The organism is Paenibacillus paeoniae (genome assembly GCF_003388735.1).
In the GTDB taxonomy this organism is placed as follows: Bacteria; Bacillota; Bacilli; order Paenibacillales; family Paenibacillaceae; genus Pristimantibacillus; species Pristimantibacillus paeoniae.
In genome coordinates this window covers 1,798,073-1,813,177 of the sequence record NZ_QUBQ01000001.1, presented here as the reverse complement: position 1 = coordinate 1,813,177, position 15,105 = coordinate 1,798,073, and the positions used below count along the sequence as shown (strand labels likewise).

The 15,105-nt window shown below is 52.3% G+C and carries 16 protein-coding genes; all 16 read left to right on the top strand.

Annotated elements, in window-relative coordinates:
• The first annotated feature begins 169 nt into the window (after positions 1 to 169).
• The 16 genes from DX130_RS08180 to DX130_RS08105 all read left to right on the top strand — a co-directional run bounded on the left by DX130_RS08180 (position 170) and on the right by DX130_RS08105 (position 15,093).
• A complete protein-coding gene (locus tag DX130_RS08180; RefSeq protein ID WP_116044267.1) occupies positions 170 to 970 on the top strand; it encodes a transporter substrate-binding domain-containing protein in 801 nt (266 codons plus the stop codon).
• Between the two features lie 52 nt (positions 971 to 1,022).
• Positions 1,023 to 1,808, top strand: a complete 786-nt coding sequence (locus DX130_RS08175; protein WP_116044265.1) for an amino acid ABC transporter permease — start codon at positions 1,023 to 1,025, stop codon at positions 1,806 to 1,808.
• Positions 1,805 to 2,515, top strand: a complete 711-nt coding sequence (locus DX130_RS08170) for an amino acid ABC transporter permease (RefSeq protein ID WP_116044263.1) — start codon at positions 1,805 to 1,807, stop codon at positions 2,513 to 2,515. Before DX130_RS08175 ends, DX130_RS08170 begins: the two co-directional genes overlap by 4 nt.
• The gene (locus DX130_RS08165) at positions 2,512 to 3,264 is read left to right on the top strand and encodes an amino acid ABC transporter ATP-binding protein (protein WP_116044261.1); all 753 of its coding nucleotides are present in this window, start codon (positions 2,512 to 2,514) and stop codon (positions 3,262 to 3,264) included. The genes DX130_RS08170 and DX130_RS08165 overlap by 4 nt, the downstream gene beginning before the upstream one ends.
• Before the next feature lie 15 nt (positions 3,265 to 3,279).
• Positions 3,280 to 4,287, top strand: coding sequence for an LLM class flavin-dependent oxidoreductase (locus DX130_RS08160; RefSeq protein WP_116044259.1), 1,008 nt, complete (start codon positions 3,280 to 3,282; stop codon positions 4,285 to 4,287).
• A 34-nt stretch (positions 4,288 to 4,321) separates the two neighbouring features.
• Positions 4,322 to 5,494, top strand: a complete 1,173-nt coding sequence (locus tag DX130_RS08155; RefSeq protein WP_116044258.1) for an amidohydrolase — start codon at positions 4,322 to 4,324, stop codon at positions 5,492 to 5,494.
• Between the two features lie 10 nt (positions 5,495 to 5,504).
• Positions 5,505 to 5,996, top strand: a complete 492-nt coding sequence (locus DX130_RS08150) for a DinB family protein (RefSeq protein WP_116044257.1) — start codon at positions 5,505 to 5,507, stop codon at positions 5,994 to 5,996.
• 77 nt (positions 5,997 to 6,073) lie between these two features.
• Positions 6,074 to 6,610, top strand: a complete 537-nt coding sequence (locus DX130_RS08145; RefSeq protein WP_116044255.1) for a GNAT family N-acetyltransferase — start codon at positions 6,074 to 6,076, stop codon at positions 6,608 to 6,610.
• A complete protein-coding gene (locus DX130_RS08140; RefSeq protein ID WP_116044253.1) occupies positions 6,589 to 7,920 on the top strand; it encodes an LLM class flavin-dependent oxidoreductase in 1,332 nt (443 codons plus the stop codon). Before DX130_RS08145 ends, DX130_RS08140 begins: the two co-directional genes overlap by 22 nt.
• A gap of 253 nt (positions 7,921 to 8,173) precedes the next feature.
• Positions 8,174 to 9,196 carry an ABC transporter ATP-binding protein gene (locus DX130_RS08135; protein WP_116044251.1) on the top strand — a complete coding sequence of 341 codons (1,023 nt, stop codon included), beginning with the start codon at positions 8,174 to 8,176 and terminating at the stop codon, positions 9,194 to 9,196.
• Positions 9,193 to 10,206 carry an ABC transporter ATP-binding protein gene (locus DX130_RS08130; protein ID WP_116044249.1) on the top strand — a complete coding sequence of 338 codons (1,014 nt, stop codon included), beginning with the start codon at positions 9,193 to 9,195 and terminating at the stop codon, positions 10,204 to 10,206. The genes DX130_RS08135 and DX130_RS08130 overlap by 4 nt, the downstream gene beginning before the upstream one ends.
• Before the next feature lie 24 nt (positions 10,207 to 10,230).
• Positions 10,231 to 11,181 (top strand): ABC transporter permease, encoded by a 951-nt coding sequence (locus DX130_RS08125; RefSeq protein ID WP_206098777.1) that lies wholly within the window; start codon positions 10,231 to 10,233, stop codon positions 11,179 to 11,181.
• A 14-nt stretch (positions 11,182 to 11,195) separates the two neighbouring features.
• On the top strand, positions 11,196 to 12,113 hold the full coding sequence (opp4C, locus tag DX130_RS08120) for an oligopeptide ABC transporter permease (RefSeq protein ID WP_116044247.1): 918 nt from the start codon (positions 11,196 to 11,198) through the stop codon (positions 12,111 to 12,113).
• A gap of 45 nt (positions 12,114 to 12,158) precedes the next feature.
• Positions 12,159 to 13,829: an ABC transporter substrate-binding protein gene (locus DX130_RS08115; protein WP_116044245.1), complete on the top strand. Its 1,671-nt coding sequence runs from the start codon at positions 12,159 to 12,161 to the stop codon at positions 13,827 to 13,829.
• A gap of 175 nt (positions 13,830 to 14,004) precedes the next feature.
• Positions 14,005 to 14,178, top strand: a complete 174-nt coding sequence (locus tag DX130_RS08110) for a lysine biosynthesis protein LysW (RefSeq protein WP_116044243.1) — start codon at positions 14,005 to 14,007, stop codon at positions 14,176 to 14,178.
• Between the two features lie 9 nt (positions 14,179 to 14,187).
• Positions 14,188 to 15,093, top strand: a complete 906-nt coding sequence (locus DX130_RS08105) for a RimK family alpha-L-glutamate ligase (protein ID WP_116044241.1) — start codon at positions 14,188 to 14,190, stop codon at positions 15,091 to 15,093.
• Positions 15,094 to 15,105 lie beyond the last annotated feature (12 nt).

The window sequence follows — 15,105 nt, the reverse complement described above, 5'->3', positions numbered from 1 at the left end:
ACCCCTTCTTCCGAAATCTTCTTATCGAATGATTAGATCCATGTATAGATTTTCTCTATTATGGAACGGATTGACTGCCTGGAAAGGCGGGTGCTAAAGTTAGGTCAGCCATAATCCGCACTTAACCTGTAGGGATTATGAGTTTAAAGAGGCGATGGGGGAAGCAGTTATGAGAAAAATTTCCGTTTTGACTTTAGCGCTCGTCTTCACACTTGCAATATCCGCGTGTTCATCTACAACCAGCTCTAAATCTTCGAATGGAGCACAGAAGATTATAATTGGCACGGGCAACGATTTTGTGCAAATCGCATTTCTGGATGAGAAAAACAATTTGACCGGCTTCGACGTCGAGCTTCTGCGCGAAATCGACAAGCGGCTGGACGACTACGAATTTGAATTCAAAACGATGGATTTCTCCAACATTTTGCTTAGCCTGGAGACGAAGAAGGTGGATCTGGCCGCTCATCTCTTCGAAAAAAATCCGGAGCGTCTCGAAAAGTACCTCTTTAATGAAGAGCCTTACGCTTACTGGAGAAACAAGATCATTGTAGCCTCAGACAATAACGATCCGGTTCAAACACTAGACGATCTGGTAGGAAAGAAAGTGCTTGTCGGACCAACCAGCGCCCAGGCTCAAATTTTGGAAAATTACAATAAAGAGCACAAGGATGGCATTGAGATCGTGTATCAGCAAAACGATGCCAATGACGAGGTATCCCAGATTACATCCGGCCGCGCCTATGCGACGCTTGGCGCTGACTTCCTGCTGCCGCTCAAGGACCCGCAAGGCAAGCTGAAGACGGTAGGCGATTCGTTGAATGAAGGCAACATCCTGTACGTCTTCCGCAAGGATGACCCCGATTCCAAGAAGCTCTCCGATGCGGTAGATGGAGCGATCAAAGAGCTCAAGGCGGACGGTACGCTCAAAAAACTGAGCGAGGAGTGGCTTCGTCAGGACTTTTCGAAATAATGCGCCTTGCAGTCCGCCATTCGGGCTGCCGAAAGTGGGGTGAGGACGATAGATGGGGCAACATCCCTTTGATATCTCCTATGTATTCGAATATTTCATCAGATTACTGCCGTCCTTGCGCATTACCCTTTATATTGTAGGCAGCTCGATCGCTTTTGGCCTAATTGTCGGACTGCTCGTCGCGCTGCCGCAGCTGTACCGAGTACCGGTGTTGCAACGCTTAGCGCGAATCTACATCTCTTTTTTCCGGGGAACGCCGATACTGATTCAGCTTTTTCTGTTCTATTACGGCTTGCCTGAGCTGCTGAAGCTGATTCATATCGATGTCAGCAAGACGCCGACCTTATTTTTCGTCATTCTCACGTATTCGCTTCATAGCGGGGCCTATATCTCTGAGGTCATACGGGGCGCTGTTACAGCGGTCGATCGGGGACAGGTGGAGGCTGCCTATGCGATGGGGATGAACGGATACCAGGCCTTTATCCGCATTGTCATGCCGCAAGCGCTGGCGATTTCAATACCGGTGTTTGCTAATGTCGTGCTCGGCAATCTGAAGGATACGTCGCTGGCCTTTACGCTGGGCATTCTGGAGATTACCGGCAGAGCGCAGACGATTGGCGCGTTGTCACAACGATTTATCGAAATCTATCTGTCACTCGCGCTTCTGTACTTTATCATTTGCTTTGTGCTGGAGCGGCTGTTCTTCCGTCTGGAGCGAAGGCTTCTGCGCTTTGAGCAATCGGCAGAGGCGGAGCAGAGACTGCGGCGCGTGGAAGGATCTATTTTCGGCAGAGCAACCAGCGCAGCCAAGCTTCGCAATAAGGAGGCCAGATTATGAGACTCGATCCTTCCTTCATCTGGACGGCGTTCACGCTGCTGTTGTCCGCCATTCCGACGACGCTGATCATTACTGCGGTAGCGATGGGCTGCGGAATCCTCATCGGCACGACCGTTGCGTTGATCCGCATCTATCGCGTGCCTGTTCTGCATCAACTGGCTGCCGCCTACGTGACGTTCATTCGTGGAACGCCGATGCTGACGCATCTGCTGCTCATTTACTTTGGTTTGCCGTATCTGGTCGACAGCCTTGCCATTCAGCTGGGTTGGTCGTTCCGAGCGGTATCCATTCCCTTGATCGGCTTTGCCTATATCTCATTCTCGATAACAGCCGGCGCTTACTTGTCGGAAGTAATCCGCTCCGGCTTGCTTGCAGTTAACAAAGGACAGCTGGAGGCTGCTTATTCCATCGGCATGACGACGAAGCAAGCGATGAAGCGAATCGTGTTCCCCCAAGCCTTCGCGATCCTGTTGCCCAGCTTGTCTAACAGCACGATCAGTATGCTGCACGGTACGACGCTTGCTTTCACCGTATCGGTGGTCGACATTAACGCCAAGTCGCAAATAATTGCTTCGTCGAACTGGAAGTTCTTCGAGGCCTATATCGCAGCGGCGATTATCTATTGGGGGCTTACGATTTTGATCGAGCGATTAACTGCCATTATTGAAAAACGAATCAATCTATATAATCGGGGTGGAGTAGCATGATCCAGCTGAAACAAATCAAAAAGTCGTTCGGTCGCCATCAAGTGCTCAAGGGCATTGATCTACAGGTTGAGAAAGGGCAGGTTGTCGCCATATTAGGCCCCAGCGGATCGGGCAAAACAACACTTCTGAGGTGCATCAACTTTTTGGAGCGGCCGAGCGACGGAGAGATCGAGATTGGCGGCATCACCGTACAGTGCAAACGGCCAAGCAAGTCGGACATTCATACGCTTCGCAAGCAGTCCGCTATGGTGTTCCAGCAATATAACTTGTTCCGTCATAAGACGGCTCTGGAGAATGTGATGGAGGGGCTTGTTGTTGTGCAAAAGATTCCCAAGGAGGAGGCGCGCGAACGCAGTATCGCCCTGCTCAAGAAGGTAGGTCTGGAGAATAAGCTTGACGCTTATCCCAGCCAACTGTCCGGCGGACAACAGCAGCGGGTTGGCATTGCAAGGGCGCTTGCCCTGAATCCGAAGGTCATTCTGCTTGATGAGCCGACTTCATCGCTGGATCCGGAGCTTGTCGGCGAGGTATTGTCGGTTATTCGCAAAATTGCCAAAGAAGGCATTACGATGATCATCGTCACCCACGAGATGGCCTTTGCTCAAGATGTAGCCAGCCATATTATCTTTATGGATGATGGCGTTGTGGTTGAGCAAGGAAGCCCGGTAGAGCTATTCAATTCCCCGAAGGAAGAGCGGACCAGGCAATTTCTGAAACGGTACACGCCTGACGGGGTCTATTCGATCTAAGAGGAGGGAATGGATATGACACTTAAGCTCGGCATCTTGGATCAAAGCATCACCTATGCCGGTCAGACGCCGGCTGAGGCGCTCGCCCATACTGTGAAACTAGCCCAATTGGCGGAGAAGCTTGGTTATGAGCGTTTCTGGGTGTCGGAGCATCACGATTCGGCTCACTTAGCCGGCTCCTCTCCAGAAGTGTTGATCGGGTATCTGCTTGCTAGCACAGAACGAATCCGAATCGGATCGGGCGGCGTCATGCTCCAGCACTACAGCCCCTATAAGGTAGCTGAGAACTTCAATGTACTGGCTTCGCTTGCCCCGGGGCGCGTAGAGCTGGGTATAGGGCGTGCGCCGGGAGGCTTGCCGCGCTCGACCAAAGCGTTGCAATGGACGGAAGATTCCAGAACATTAAGCGAAAAGCTGGCTGAAGTACAGACGTATATTAGCGGGCCCGCACCCGAATCTCATTCCCTTGAAGGCTTGCAAGCCAGCCCGATTCCGGAACAACCGGCGGACGTCTACATTCTGGGTACCAGTGTCGCCAGTGCAGAGTTGGCCGCCGAGCGCGGCTTGCCATACGTATTCGCCTTGTTCATCAATAATGATCCGGCTGCCGCCAAAGAGGCCTTCCATACGTATCGAAGCCAGTTTGCTAGTACGGAAGGTTCAACGCCTCGTCCCATTCTCGCGTTGTCAGTCATTGCAGCGGATTCAGATGAAGCAGCTGCGGAGCTGGCGGGCGAGCTGAAGAGTGTCCGTGTTACGCTGGCAAGCGGCAAGACCGTAAACGTCAGTACCGAGGAACAGGCGCAGGAATTCGCGCGTCAAGCGGGCGAGTCCTATTCAACGGAGGTCCGCGACGCCGATATTACGAAAGGGACCAAGGACACGGTACGGAGCCGAATACTGGAATACAGCCAAACGTACGGCATCGATGAATTCATAATTACATCCGTAGTCAGCGAGTTCGAGCAACGTGTCCATTCATTCACGCTACTGAAGGAAGCATTGGCGGAACAAGTTGTCTAATGATGACCGAACGCCGCACAAGGAGGCATACAACGTGAGCACATCTACAGCACAATCTATTCAAGAACAACTCATTGCCATCAGACGACAATTACATGCCTATCCGGAGCTGTCGCATGAGGAAGTAGAGACGACCGCCTTTATTCGCCAGCAATTGGAGGAAGCGGATATACGTATTGTTCCATATCCGCTGCGAACGGGCGTTGTCGCGGAGGTAGGCGGATATAAGGAGGGGCCCGTGATCGCAATTCGTGCGGACATCGATGCACTGCCTATTCAGGAGGAGTCCGGGTTGCCTTACGCTTCCCAAGTTGCCGGCCGTATGCATGCGTGCGGTCATGACTTCCATACGGCAGCTGTGATCGGTACTGCATTCTTGCTCAAGGAACAGGAGCAGACGTTGCCGGGCACGGTTCGCTTTCTGTTCCAGCCGGCGGAGGAGAAGGCTAGGGGCGCGCTTGAAGTCATTGCAAGCGGAGCGCTTGACGGGGTTCAAGCCGTCTTCGGCCTTCATAACAAGCCTGACTTGCCGGTAGGCACGATTGGCATTAAAGAAGGTCCGATCATGGCTGCCGCCGACGGCTTCGTCGTAGAGGTGGAGGGGCGAGGAAGCCATGCAGCCGTGCCGGAGGCATCAATAGATCCTATTGTCATTTCTGCCCATATCATTACGGCCTTGCAAACCATCGTCAGCCGCAATGTGGGCGCGCTGGAGAGCGCCGTTGTCAGCGTCACTCGCTTGAACAGCGGCACGGCATGGAATATCATTCCCGACAAAGCCGTGTTCGATGGCACGCTGCGCACCTTTGACGAACATGTGCGCTTTGCCGTTCGTGAGCGTTTCGAGCAGATTGCCAGGGGGGTGGCCGAAGCCTTCGGCGGAAAGGCTAGCGTTCACTGGCTCGAAGGGCCGCCTGCCGTAGTGAATGACGGTGCATGGGCTGAAGCTGCGCGAGCAGCGGCAACAGCGGTCGGACTGACTCCGATTACGCCGCTCCCGTCCCCGGCCGGAGAGGATTTTGCGTTTTATTTGAGAAAGGTGCCGGGATTATTCGTCTTTCTTGGCACAGATGGTCCGCAGGAGTGGCATCATCCCGCTTTCGATGTAGATGAACGGGCTTTGCCGCTGGGCGCTGCTTTTTTTGCCGAGCTTGCCGTGGACGCTTTGAACCGAATAGGGAAACAAACTAATCCAGTACGAAAGTAGAGGAAACGCGATGAGCCAATTGCCAGTTGATATAGTCGATATCGAAGCTTATCTTCATACGCATACGCAGCTTCGCCAAGCCGTTGAGGAATGGACGGATGCAGCATTAACATGGAAGGCCGGAGAAAATCAATGGAGCGTGACGGAAGTGATCGCCCATCTCGTCGATCATAGTGTCGTGATCTCTTTTCGATTGCGAGAAATATTATCCGGCTCACAAGTGCGCTTGCCCGCATTCAGCCAAGACGCCTGGGTGGCCGGACAACGGGCCAATAACGGAAACCTCGATGATTACTTGAAGCTATTCCAGTCGCTGCTGGAATACAACAGCGGGATATTCCGCCGATTAACGCCTGAGGATTGGGAGAAGACCGGGGTGAATGCCAAGGGAGATACCGTCACCTTGCCTGCTATTGTTCAATCCTTTACCGCTCATGTTCAGAATCATCTGGGACAGATTGCTAGAATCAAGAGCGCGTTTGAAGCAGCAACGGCGAAATAACGACCCATTACTCTACAAAACACTCAACATCTTAGGAGCCAACGTCTCCTCCATACTTGGAAAGGCAGGTGAACGTCATGACCCGAATCGTCATACGCGAGGCGGAGCAGACCGATGCTGAATTCATTCGAACCATATTATTGGATGCTTATAGCCAATACGAGCAGCATCTGCCGCAAGACCGCTGGGAGCAATACCAGGAGGATATGAAAAATGCTGTTGTGAATGAGAAGGTAAAAGCTAGAATCGTGGCCGAACTGGACGGAGAGCTGGTAGGCAGCGTATTTCTATACGATTCGTCCGAGGCTGCCTATGGACTGCCGGAGCTTCATATTCATTCGCCGATTTTGCGCTTGCTTGCCGTAGCGACGAAAGCCCGCGGTCACGGAATCGCAACTGCATTAATACGCGCCAGCGTCAACCGTTCCCTGCAGTGGGGCGCCGAGACGCTGCATCTGCATACCAATGACATGATGGGCTCGGCTATTAAGTTATATGAGCGGCTGGGCTTTGAACGGGCGTATGACAAGGACATCATTAAAGGGGATTCCGTAGTGAAGAGCTACCGGCTTCTCTTAAGGAGTGAGTATTCATGGGTAACCGCAAGTTACTGAAGCTAGGCGCGCTTATTCACGGCGTTGGCGGCAATATTACGGGATGGCGGCATCCCGATGTGCCGGTGGATGCCAGCGTAAGCTTCCCGTTCTACAAGCAGCAGGCTCTGATCGCCGAGGCAGGCAAGTTCGATCTTTTGTTTATCGCCGACGGATTGTACATTAATGAACAATCGATCCCGCACTTTCTCAATCGCTTCGAACCCATTACGATCTTATCCGCTCTCGCAGCTGCGACGTCAACTATCGGATTGGTTGGAACGTTGTCCAGCTCCTATAGCGAGCCATTCACGGTTGCGAGGCAATTCGGCTCCATTGATCATATTAGCGGCGGCCGAGCCGGATGGAATGTCGTTACTTCGCCGTTGGAAGGTTCCGCACGCAACTATAGCAAAGCGGAGCATCCGTCCCATGATGAGCGTTACCAGATTGCCGAAGAATATTTGGAGGTTGTCCGCGGCTTATGGGACTCCTGGGAGGATGACGCATTCATCCGCGACAAGGAAAGCGGCGTCTTCTTCGATCCCGAGAAGCTGCATCGCCTGAATCATAAAGGAACGTACTTTTCAGTAGAAGGACCGCTCAACATCGCGCGTTCCCGGCAGGGACATCCCGTCGTCTTCCAGGCCGGTTCCTCCGAAAGCGGCAAGCATCTCGCCGCCATAAGCGCCGATGCCGTCTTCACCGGACATGACACCATTGAAGAAGCCAAAGCCTTCTACAGGGATGTGAAGGACAGGACGGTCAAAGCGGGACGATCGCAGGATGATCTCGTCATCCTTCCGGGCATCGGCCCCATCATTGGGCGCACCCAGGAGGAAGCAGATCGGAAATACGAGGAGCTGGCCAGTCTTGTCAGTATCGACAAAGCGCTGGATTACTTAGGGCGTTTCTTCGATCATCACGACTTCAGACAATACCCGCTGGACGAACCGTTCCCGGAGTTGGGAGAAATCGGGGCCAACAGCTTCCGTAGCGGTACGGACAAGATTAAACGATATGCGCAAGAACATGGTCTGACGCTACGCCAGGCAGCACTCCGTTCCGCAACGCCGCGCACGCCGTTTATCGGTACGCCGGAAGCGATAGCGGATCTGATCCAGCAGTGGTATGAAGAGGAGGCGGCCGACGGATTTATTATTTCACCGCCGTTGCCGGGATTCTTAAAGGATTTCGTCGAGCTTGTCGTTCCGATCCTGCAGGCTAGAGGCCTGTTCCGCACGGAATACGAATCCGACACACTGCGCGGCAATCTAGGGCTTCGTGTCCCGGTCAACCGGTATACAGCAGCCCTTTCATTCAATACGTAATGGCGAAGTCAGCCGTTATTCACCGATTCGATGTCCGCATGAACGGGATCGGTGAATAGCGGCTTTTTGCTGTAAATTAGCAGGTTGCGCTTCCATTGCATTAGGAAAACTTTTCTATTCATAGATAGATTTATTCTATTATCCAAACCTTATTGGCTAAGGTATGCTGAGTAAAGATAAAGTTTATTAATCTCATAGGAATTATATGAATTAGTAAACAGGACATTCCCCTTGAGAAAGCAGGTGAGACAAAATGGGGGAGCTGTTGAAGGTAGAGCGGCTGCAAATCGCGTTCCGAGGCGATCAAGGTGAGACGATCTCCGTAGAGGATGTCAGCTTCGCGATTCAGCCCGGTGAGACTATGGCTATTGTAGGTGAATCAGGCTGCGGGAAAAGTGTGACTTCACTTGCCATAATGGGTTTGTTGGGAGCAAGCGGCTCGATCAAGCGAGGCTATATTTCCTTTCTGGATACGAACTTGACAGCGGCATCGGAGCAGCAGCTCCGCAAGATGAGGGGAAGTCAGGTTTCAATGATCTTCCAGGAGCCGATGACATCACTCAATCCGGTCATGCCTATCGGTCGGCAGATTGAAGAAGCGCTCAGACTGCATCTGAAGAGCTCACGCAAGGAAGCGAGACAATCAGCCATCGATATGCTGCGAAAGGTCGGAATCCCTAGACCTGAAACGATCGCAAAGGCTTATCCGCATATGCTGTCCGGCGGCATGCGCCAACGGGTTATGATTGCCATTGCGCTCATCTGTCAGCCCAAGCTGCTTATCGCCGACGAGCCAACTACGGCGCTTGATGTAACGATTCAAGCGCAGATCATTGAGCTCATGCAGACGCTGCAGGCAGAGAATGGGACCGCTATTCTGCTCGTTACGCATGATCTCGGAGTCGTCGCCGCAATGGCTGATCATGTGGCCGTGATGTACGCCGGACAAATTGTGGAAGCAGCAGATGTATACACGTTGTTTCGCTCGCCTCGGCATCCTTACACGCAAGGCCTGATGAACTCCATTCCACGGCTGGATGCGATTAGCGGAGGGCGAGCCCCTGCTATTCCGGGTCAGGTTCCTTCACTCCACGAGATGCCGACGGGCTGCCGCTTTCATCCGAGATGTCCTTATGCGGAAGCGAGCTGCAGAGAGCTTCAACCAGAATTAATGGAGACGGGCGATAGACATCGCGTCAGATGCTGGCTGACGGAAACTTCCGAAGCGGATCAAATTGCCGTTCATCGCGATACTCGGCAAAAGGTGGCTTTATGAACGAGACTGTTTCCTTTCTGGATCGAGAACCAGCAATTGAACACAAGCCGCTTATGCAGATTGAACGGTTAAGCACACATTATCCCCTGCGAAGCGCCCTCTTCTCCAGACGGGCAGGATCGGTCAAAGCAGTAGACGATGTCAGTCTGACGTTGTACGAAGGTGAGACTGTCGGGCTGGTGGGGGAGTCCGGCTGCGGCAAATCTACGCTAGGCCGAACGATTATTCGACTGGAGCCAGCGCACAGCGGACGTATCCGGTTCGAAGGCGATGACATCACGCATTATACGCCCAAGCAGCTCATTCCTGCGCGGATGCGCATGCAGATGATCTTTCAGGACCCGTATGGGTCACTCAATCCAAGGATGCGCATCGGTGACATGCTAGCCGAGCCGCTGCTTGTCCATCGATTGGCAAGTCGCAAGGATGTGCGCCGCGAAGTAGATAGACTGCTCGGTTTGGTAGGTTTGCCAGCTTCGGCCGGGAACCGATATCCGCATGAGTTTTCGGGTGGTCAGCGGCAGCGGATCGGCATTGCCAGAGCCTTATCGTTCCGGCCCAAGCTTCTCGTATGCGACGAGCCGGTCTCTGCGCTGGATGTGTCGATACAAGCGCAAATTTTGAACCTGCTGCAAGATTTGCAGCAGGAGCTTAAACTGACTTACCTGTTCATCGCTCACGGAATAGGAGCTGTCAAGCAGATCAGCACACGCGTCGCCGTGATGTATTTGGGGAAGATCGTGGAGCTGGCCGATACGGAGGAGCTATTCCGCAAGCCGAGACACCCCTATACCCAATTGCTGCTGAATGCGTATCCGCCACCCGATCCAGCATTAAGACGTGAGCGGGCTCGCGTCATTCTTCATGGCGATGTGCCAAGCCCAGCCAACCCGCCTTCGGGCTGCCGCTTCCATACGCGCTGTCCGTACGCCGAACAGCGCTGTCGGATCGAAGAGCCGTTGTTGACAGAGAACCGGCATGCCGTAGCGTGTCACTACCCGCTTGAATGAGATAAAGCAGAAAGGAGGCTATCGGTGGGAGCATATCTTGTTCGAAGGCTGCTCATTGCCATACCCGTCTTCTGGGGCATTACCGTGCTCAGCTTTCTGATGATGAACCTGGCTCCGGGCAATCCCGTAGACATGCTGATCAATCCGAACATTCCGCCAGAGATGCGGGAACTGAGGAAGGAGCTGCTTGGATTAAACGATCCGATCTATGTGCAATACATAAAGTGGCTTGGGGAATTGCTGAAAGGAGAGCTTGGCTACTCCTTCAGCACATACGCGCCCGTCACTCAATTAATTGCCGAGCGCATAGGGCCGACATTGCTGCTAGCCTCATCTTCATTGGCAGTCGGATTGCTCATCGCGATTCCGCTTGGAATTGTTAGTGCCGTTAAACAAAATTCCAAACTGGATTATCTCATGACCGGGTTATCGTTTTTGGGAACGTCCATTCCGCCGTTTTTTCTCGGTCTCGGCCTTATCTATATCGTTGGAATAGAGCTGAAATGGCTGCCTACAGGCGGAATGACCACTCTTGGCGGCGACGGAGGCATAGGCGATGTGGCGATTCATCTCATTTTGCCTGTGTTGGTGCTTGGCATTACGATAGCCGGCAAAAAGGTTCGTTATGTGCGCGCAAGCATGCTGGATGTGCTGAAACAGGATTATTTGCGCACAGCCCGTGCCAAGGGGCTGACCGAATGGTCGGTTACGAATAGGCATGCGCTGCGCAACGCGCTCATTCCTATCATTGCCGTTATCGGCGCTGAGATTCCGTTGCTGCTTGGGGGAAGCATCATTATCGAGCAAGTGTTCCAGTGGCCAGGCCTCGGTCAGCTTACTATGGAGGCTATTCTGTCGCGGGACTACCCGACGCTGATGGGGATTAATTTGGTAGCCGCATGCGTTGTGCTGTTGACCAATCTGATCATAGATGTCTTGTATGCGACGGCCGACCCAAGAATCGAATTCAACTGAGAGGAGGGAGGACGATGAACGCGACAGAGCTTGCTTTGAGACAAGAAGCGCTGGACTCGGAGCGAGAAACCGTGAGCGAGGTTCCGGCAACGAACTACGAGAGCTATGCTCGCCAAGTAAGACGAAAGTTCATGCGGCACAAGCTGGCCGTGTGGGGACTGGCAACAACTGTGCTGCTAATTGCCATCGGATTGTTGGCGCCTTGGCTTGCGCCCTATCATCCCAATGAAATTACCGATGATTTCTCGGCCAGTCCGTCCGCACAATATTGGCTCGGCACGGACCAGGTCGGACGCGATGTGCTAAGCCGCTTGCTTTATGGAACAAGAGTGTCGTTGCTGATCGGCTTCACGACGGTTGCTCTATACGTCCTCTTCGGCACATTCGTCGGCATGATCGCGGGCTACTATGGCAAGTGGATCGATATGCTCCTAATGCGCATTACCGACATTTTTTTAAGCTTTCCGTACATGCTGGTCGCACTCGTTATCGTCAGCGTACTGGGCGCGAGCCTATGGACGATTATTATCGTACTGGCGTTGTTCAAATGGCCTGGCATTGCGATGCTGGTCAGAGGAATGGTCTTGTCGCTCAAAAAAGCGGATTATGTACGCGCAGGAGTCGCCTTGGGTTATCGGACGCCGCGTATTCTGCTTCGCCATATCTTGCCGGGCGCTTCGGGCGCCATTATCGTCAACGCAACCTTCGGGGTAGCAAGCACCATACTCAGCGAAGCCGGTCTTAGCTTTCTCGGTATGGGGGTGAAGTCTCCGCAAGCCAGCCTCGGCAATATGCTGCATGACGCACAATCATTAACCGTATTGACCGAACAGCAATGGCTTTGGCTGCCGGCTGGCTTCATCATTCTGCTTACCGTACTTGCCTTTAATTTTGTCGGTGACGGCTTAAGAGACGCACTCGACGGCAGATAATCGAAATGGTCAAATTTATGAAACAAAGATAAGGGGAGAGAACCAATGTTGAAAAGAAAATCGATCGTTATCCTGTTTGTCCTAGTAGCCCTGCTGCTGTCGGCTTGCAGCAAAGCGACTAAAACCGATGTCACTACACCTGTCAAGCAAGCAGCGAACGAGAAAACAGATGTGCCAGCTTCTGAGACCCCTGCGCCGCCGGATGCAGCCCGTAAAGTATTGACTATCGGCATCGTTAACGCGCCAGTCACTCTTAATCAAATTAACACGCAAGGCAGCTCTGCATCGCTGGCGCCTATCAATCTCCTGAATGATGCGCTGTTGGATGTTACTGATGAAGCGGAATTTATACCGAAGCTGGCGGAATCGATTGAGACGCAGGACAAACAAACTTATCGCATCAAGCTGAAAGAAATCGCCAAGTGGAACGACGGAACGCCGTTTACAACTGCTGACGTCGCTTTCACCCTAAAGCTAGCGCTTCATCCTAAGGTGGATACTTCGTTCCAGCTTAACTTTATCGAAGGTTTGAATGACAGCGGCAAACTCGATGAGGGTGTAGCTGACATCTCGGGACTTACGATCATCGACGCAACAACGTTCGAGATCAAGACCAAGACGCCGATTGACCCGCTCGTATTCAATGAACGCTTTGGCGTCAAGGTCAACTTCTTGCCTCAACATATTTTGAAAGATGTCAATCCGGAGCAGGTTGCTACACATGATTATTTCCAAAAACCTACCGTTACGATTGGACCCTACAAGTTCGCCAATTATGTACAGGGCCAATATGTCGAGGTGACCAAAAACGAAAATTATTATCTCGATGTGCCGAAGATTGACAGTATCTTCATTAAGGTACTGCCGGCGGCCAACCTGGTTGCGCAGCTGCAGACCGGAGAGATCCAGATGAATTCCCTGCCAGTCGGTCTTGTCCCGATTACGGATTACGATAAAGTGACCGGCTTCGACAATGTGAACGTCACCTCGGCGCCTGCCTCCGAGCCAGCCGAGCTGTTCTTCAATATCGAGAAGCTGTCGGATAAGAAGGTTAGACAGGCAATCGCCCATGCGCTCAATCGTCCTCAGATTGTTGAGAAGCTCTTGAAGGGGCAAGCCGAAATTATAGACGGCGGCATTCCGAGCAAACATCCCTACTTCAACGCCACTATCAAAAACTATGATTACGATCCTGAGAAATCCAAGCAGCTCCTGAAGGAAGCAAATTGGGATACGAATCAGAAGCTTACATTCCTCATCCCGGTAGGCAATAAGGTAAGGGAGCAAGCGGCTGACATACTGGTGCAAAATCTGGAGGCCGTCGGTTTGAAAATCGATGTACAGAAGTTCGATTTCCCAACGCTTATAGACAAGGTTGAGAAGGGCGAGCACCATATTACGATCTTCACCAGAGATTACTATATTGAGCCTAGCTTGTATTTCACGACATACAAAGGCGACAAACCCGACAGCGTTATTCGCTACAATAATCCGCTCGTTGACGAGCTGATCCAGAAGGGCGAGCAGGAGATCGACGAGGCGAAGCGTCATGACATCTACAACCAATTGCAAGAAGTGCTTCATGAAGATGTACCGACACTGGCCGTTTACTCGGAGAAACGACTTCAAGTGGTATCCAAGGATGTGCTTGTCGGCAAACCGCTTAACCTCGGTACGTTCAACAACGTGAACCAGTGGGATATCGTCGCAAAATAACAGGGCCAGCATCATCAGCAATTGGGTTTCTGCTTGACCAGACTTACTCATAAGCTAGTCCTGCGCATGCGCGCAAGCTTATCTAGCTCGCGCATGCGTACCAACTTACGGTTGTAAAGGATCTTTTCCTTTATAATATATCGCTTTAACCAATCCTTTAGGAGGTGCAAGAAACATGGCAAATTTGAATTGTTTGGTATGCAGGTCGGATATTGAGGTGGAAGAGCAAGCATCTACAGGCGAGATTGTGGAATGCGCTTCTTGCGGACAAGAGCATGAAGTGCAAGTCGAATCCCTCTTAGTCTCGATCGCCCTGGCACCAGAAATTGAAGAAACCTGGGGGGAGTAAGAGACGACTATGACGCCATCACATGCGGTGCTATTATGCGTGACGAAGCTCAGGGAAGAGGAACAGCGCATCGCCGGCTATCTAGGCGAGCTGGGTGTGCGTGTTCATGTCAATCTGGATTCCATGGAGCTGCCGCTTGGCACGGGAGAAGAATCCTCCTTCGCCATCGCCCTGATACGGTGCCTGTCACAGAGGAGCGCACTGCATCGGTCGCGGCTGCTAGAGTTATCGGGTCTGCCAACTTTAAACTCGGTCAACGCCATTACGATTTGCACGAACAAGATTCATCAGGCAATTGTATTCGAGAAGCACGGCGTTCCGCAGCCAAGGTTCAAAGTGCTATTTACACCCCCCAAGCTGTATGACGCGTTGAATGAGTTCGACGGCCTGTATGTGATTAAACCGGCGACGTCGTCATGGGGGAGGGGAATTGCAAGAATAACGGGAAGAGAATGTCTGGACAGCTGGATTGCAGCGAGAGAATCGGTGGATCCCAGCCACCAATCGTTCCCGGTACTGGTACAGGAGTATGTAGAGAAGGGGGATTATGACATACGAGTCGTGATCGTCGGCCGCAAGCCGATTGCGGCGTTCCGGCGTGTTTCTGCGGAGAATTGGAAGACGAATACCCATCTAGGCGCAGAGATTGAGCCGATTGAGATCAACGACGAGATTGCCTCCATCAGCAACAAGCTAGTCGAAGTGCTCGGAGAGGGCATATACGGCGCAGATCTGTTTTTTGATTACAAAAATCTGCGTTACGTCGTATGCGAAGTGAATCAGAATCCGGAATTCGCCAAGTCATGGAAGGTGCATGGGGTGGATGTCGCTTATCATATCGCCCAATACGTGAAAGAAACGATTGATCATCAAGTCAATAGCGGGCAGCACGCTAACGTTACGATTCATACCTGATAGAGAGAGGAG

Excerpts from the sequence above, each read along its gene's own strand:
- DX130_RS08180 (WP_116044267.1), top strand. The coding sequence starts at position 170 with ATGAGAAAAATTTCCGTTTTGACTTTAGCGCTCGTCTTCACACTTGCA.
- DX130_RS08175 (WP_116044265.1), top strand. The coding sequence starts at position 1,023 with ATGGGGCAACATCCCTTTGATATCTCCTATGTATTCGAATATTTCATC.
- DX130_RS08170 (WP_116044263.1), top strand. The coding sequence starts at position 1,805 with ATGAGACTCGATCCTTCCTTCATCTGGACGGCGTTCACGCTGCTGTTG.
- DX130_RS08165 (WP_116044261.1), top strand. The coding sequence starts at position 2,512 with ATGATCCAGCTGAAACAAATCAAAAAGTCGTTCGGTCGCCATCAAGTG.
- DX130_RS08160 (WP_116044259.1), top strand. The coding sequence starts at position 3,280 with ATGACACTTAAGCTCGGCATCTTGGATCAAAGCATCACCTATGCCGGT.
- DX130_RS08150 (WP_116044257.1), top strand. The coding sequence starts at position 5,505 with ATGAGCCAATTGCCAGTTGATATAGTCGATATCGAAGCTTATCTTCAT.
- DX130_RS08145 (WP_116044255.1), top strand. The coding sequence starts at position 6,074 with ATGACCCGAATCGTCATACGCGAGGCGGAGCAGACCGATGCTGAATTC.
- DX130_RS08140 (WP_116044253.1), top strand. The coding sequence starts at position 6,589 with ATGGGTAACCGCAAGTTACTGAAGCTAGGCGCGCTTATTCACGGCGTT.
- DX130_RS08135 (WP_116044251.1), top strand. The coding sequence starts at position 8,174 with ATGGGGGAGCTGTTGAAGGTAGAGCGGCTGCAAATCGCGTTCCGAGGC.
- DX130_RS08130 (WP_116044249.1), top strand. The coding sequence starts at position 9,193 with ATGAACGAGACTGTTTCCTTTCTGGATCGAGAACCAGCAATTGAACAC.
- opp4C (WP_116044247.1), top strand. The coding sequence starts at position 11,196 with ATGAACGCGACAGAGCTTGCTTTGAGACAAGAAGCGCTGGACTCGGAG.
- DX130_RS08115 (WP_116044245.1), top strand. The coding sequence starts at position 12,159 with ATGTTGAAAAGAAAATCGATCGTTATCCTGTTTGTCCTAGTAGCCCTG.
- DX130_RS08110 (WP_116044243.1), top strand. The coding sequence starts at position 14,005 with ATGGCAAATTTGAATTGTTTGGTATGCAGGTCGGATATTGAGGTGGAA.
- DX130_RS08105 (WP_116044241.1), top strand. The coding sequence starts at position 14,188 with ATGACGCCATCACATGCGGTGCTATTATGCGTGACGAAGCTCAGGGAA.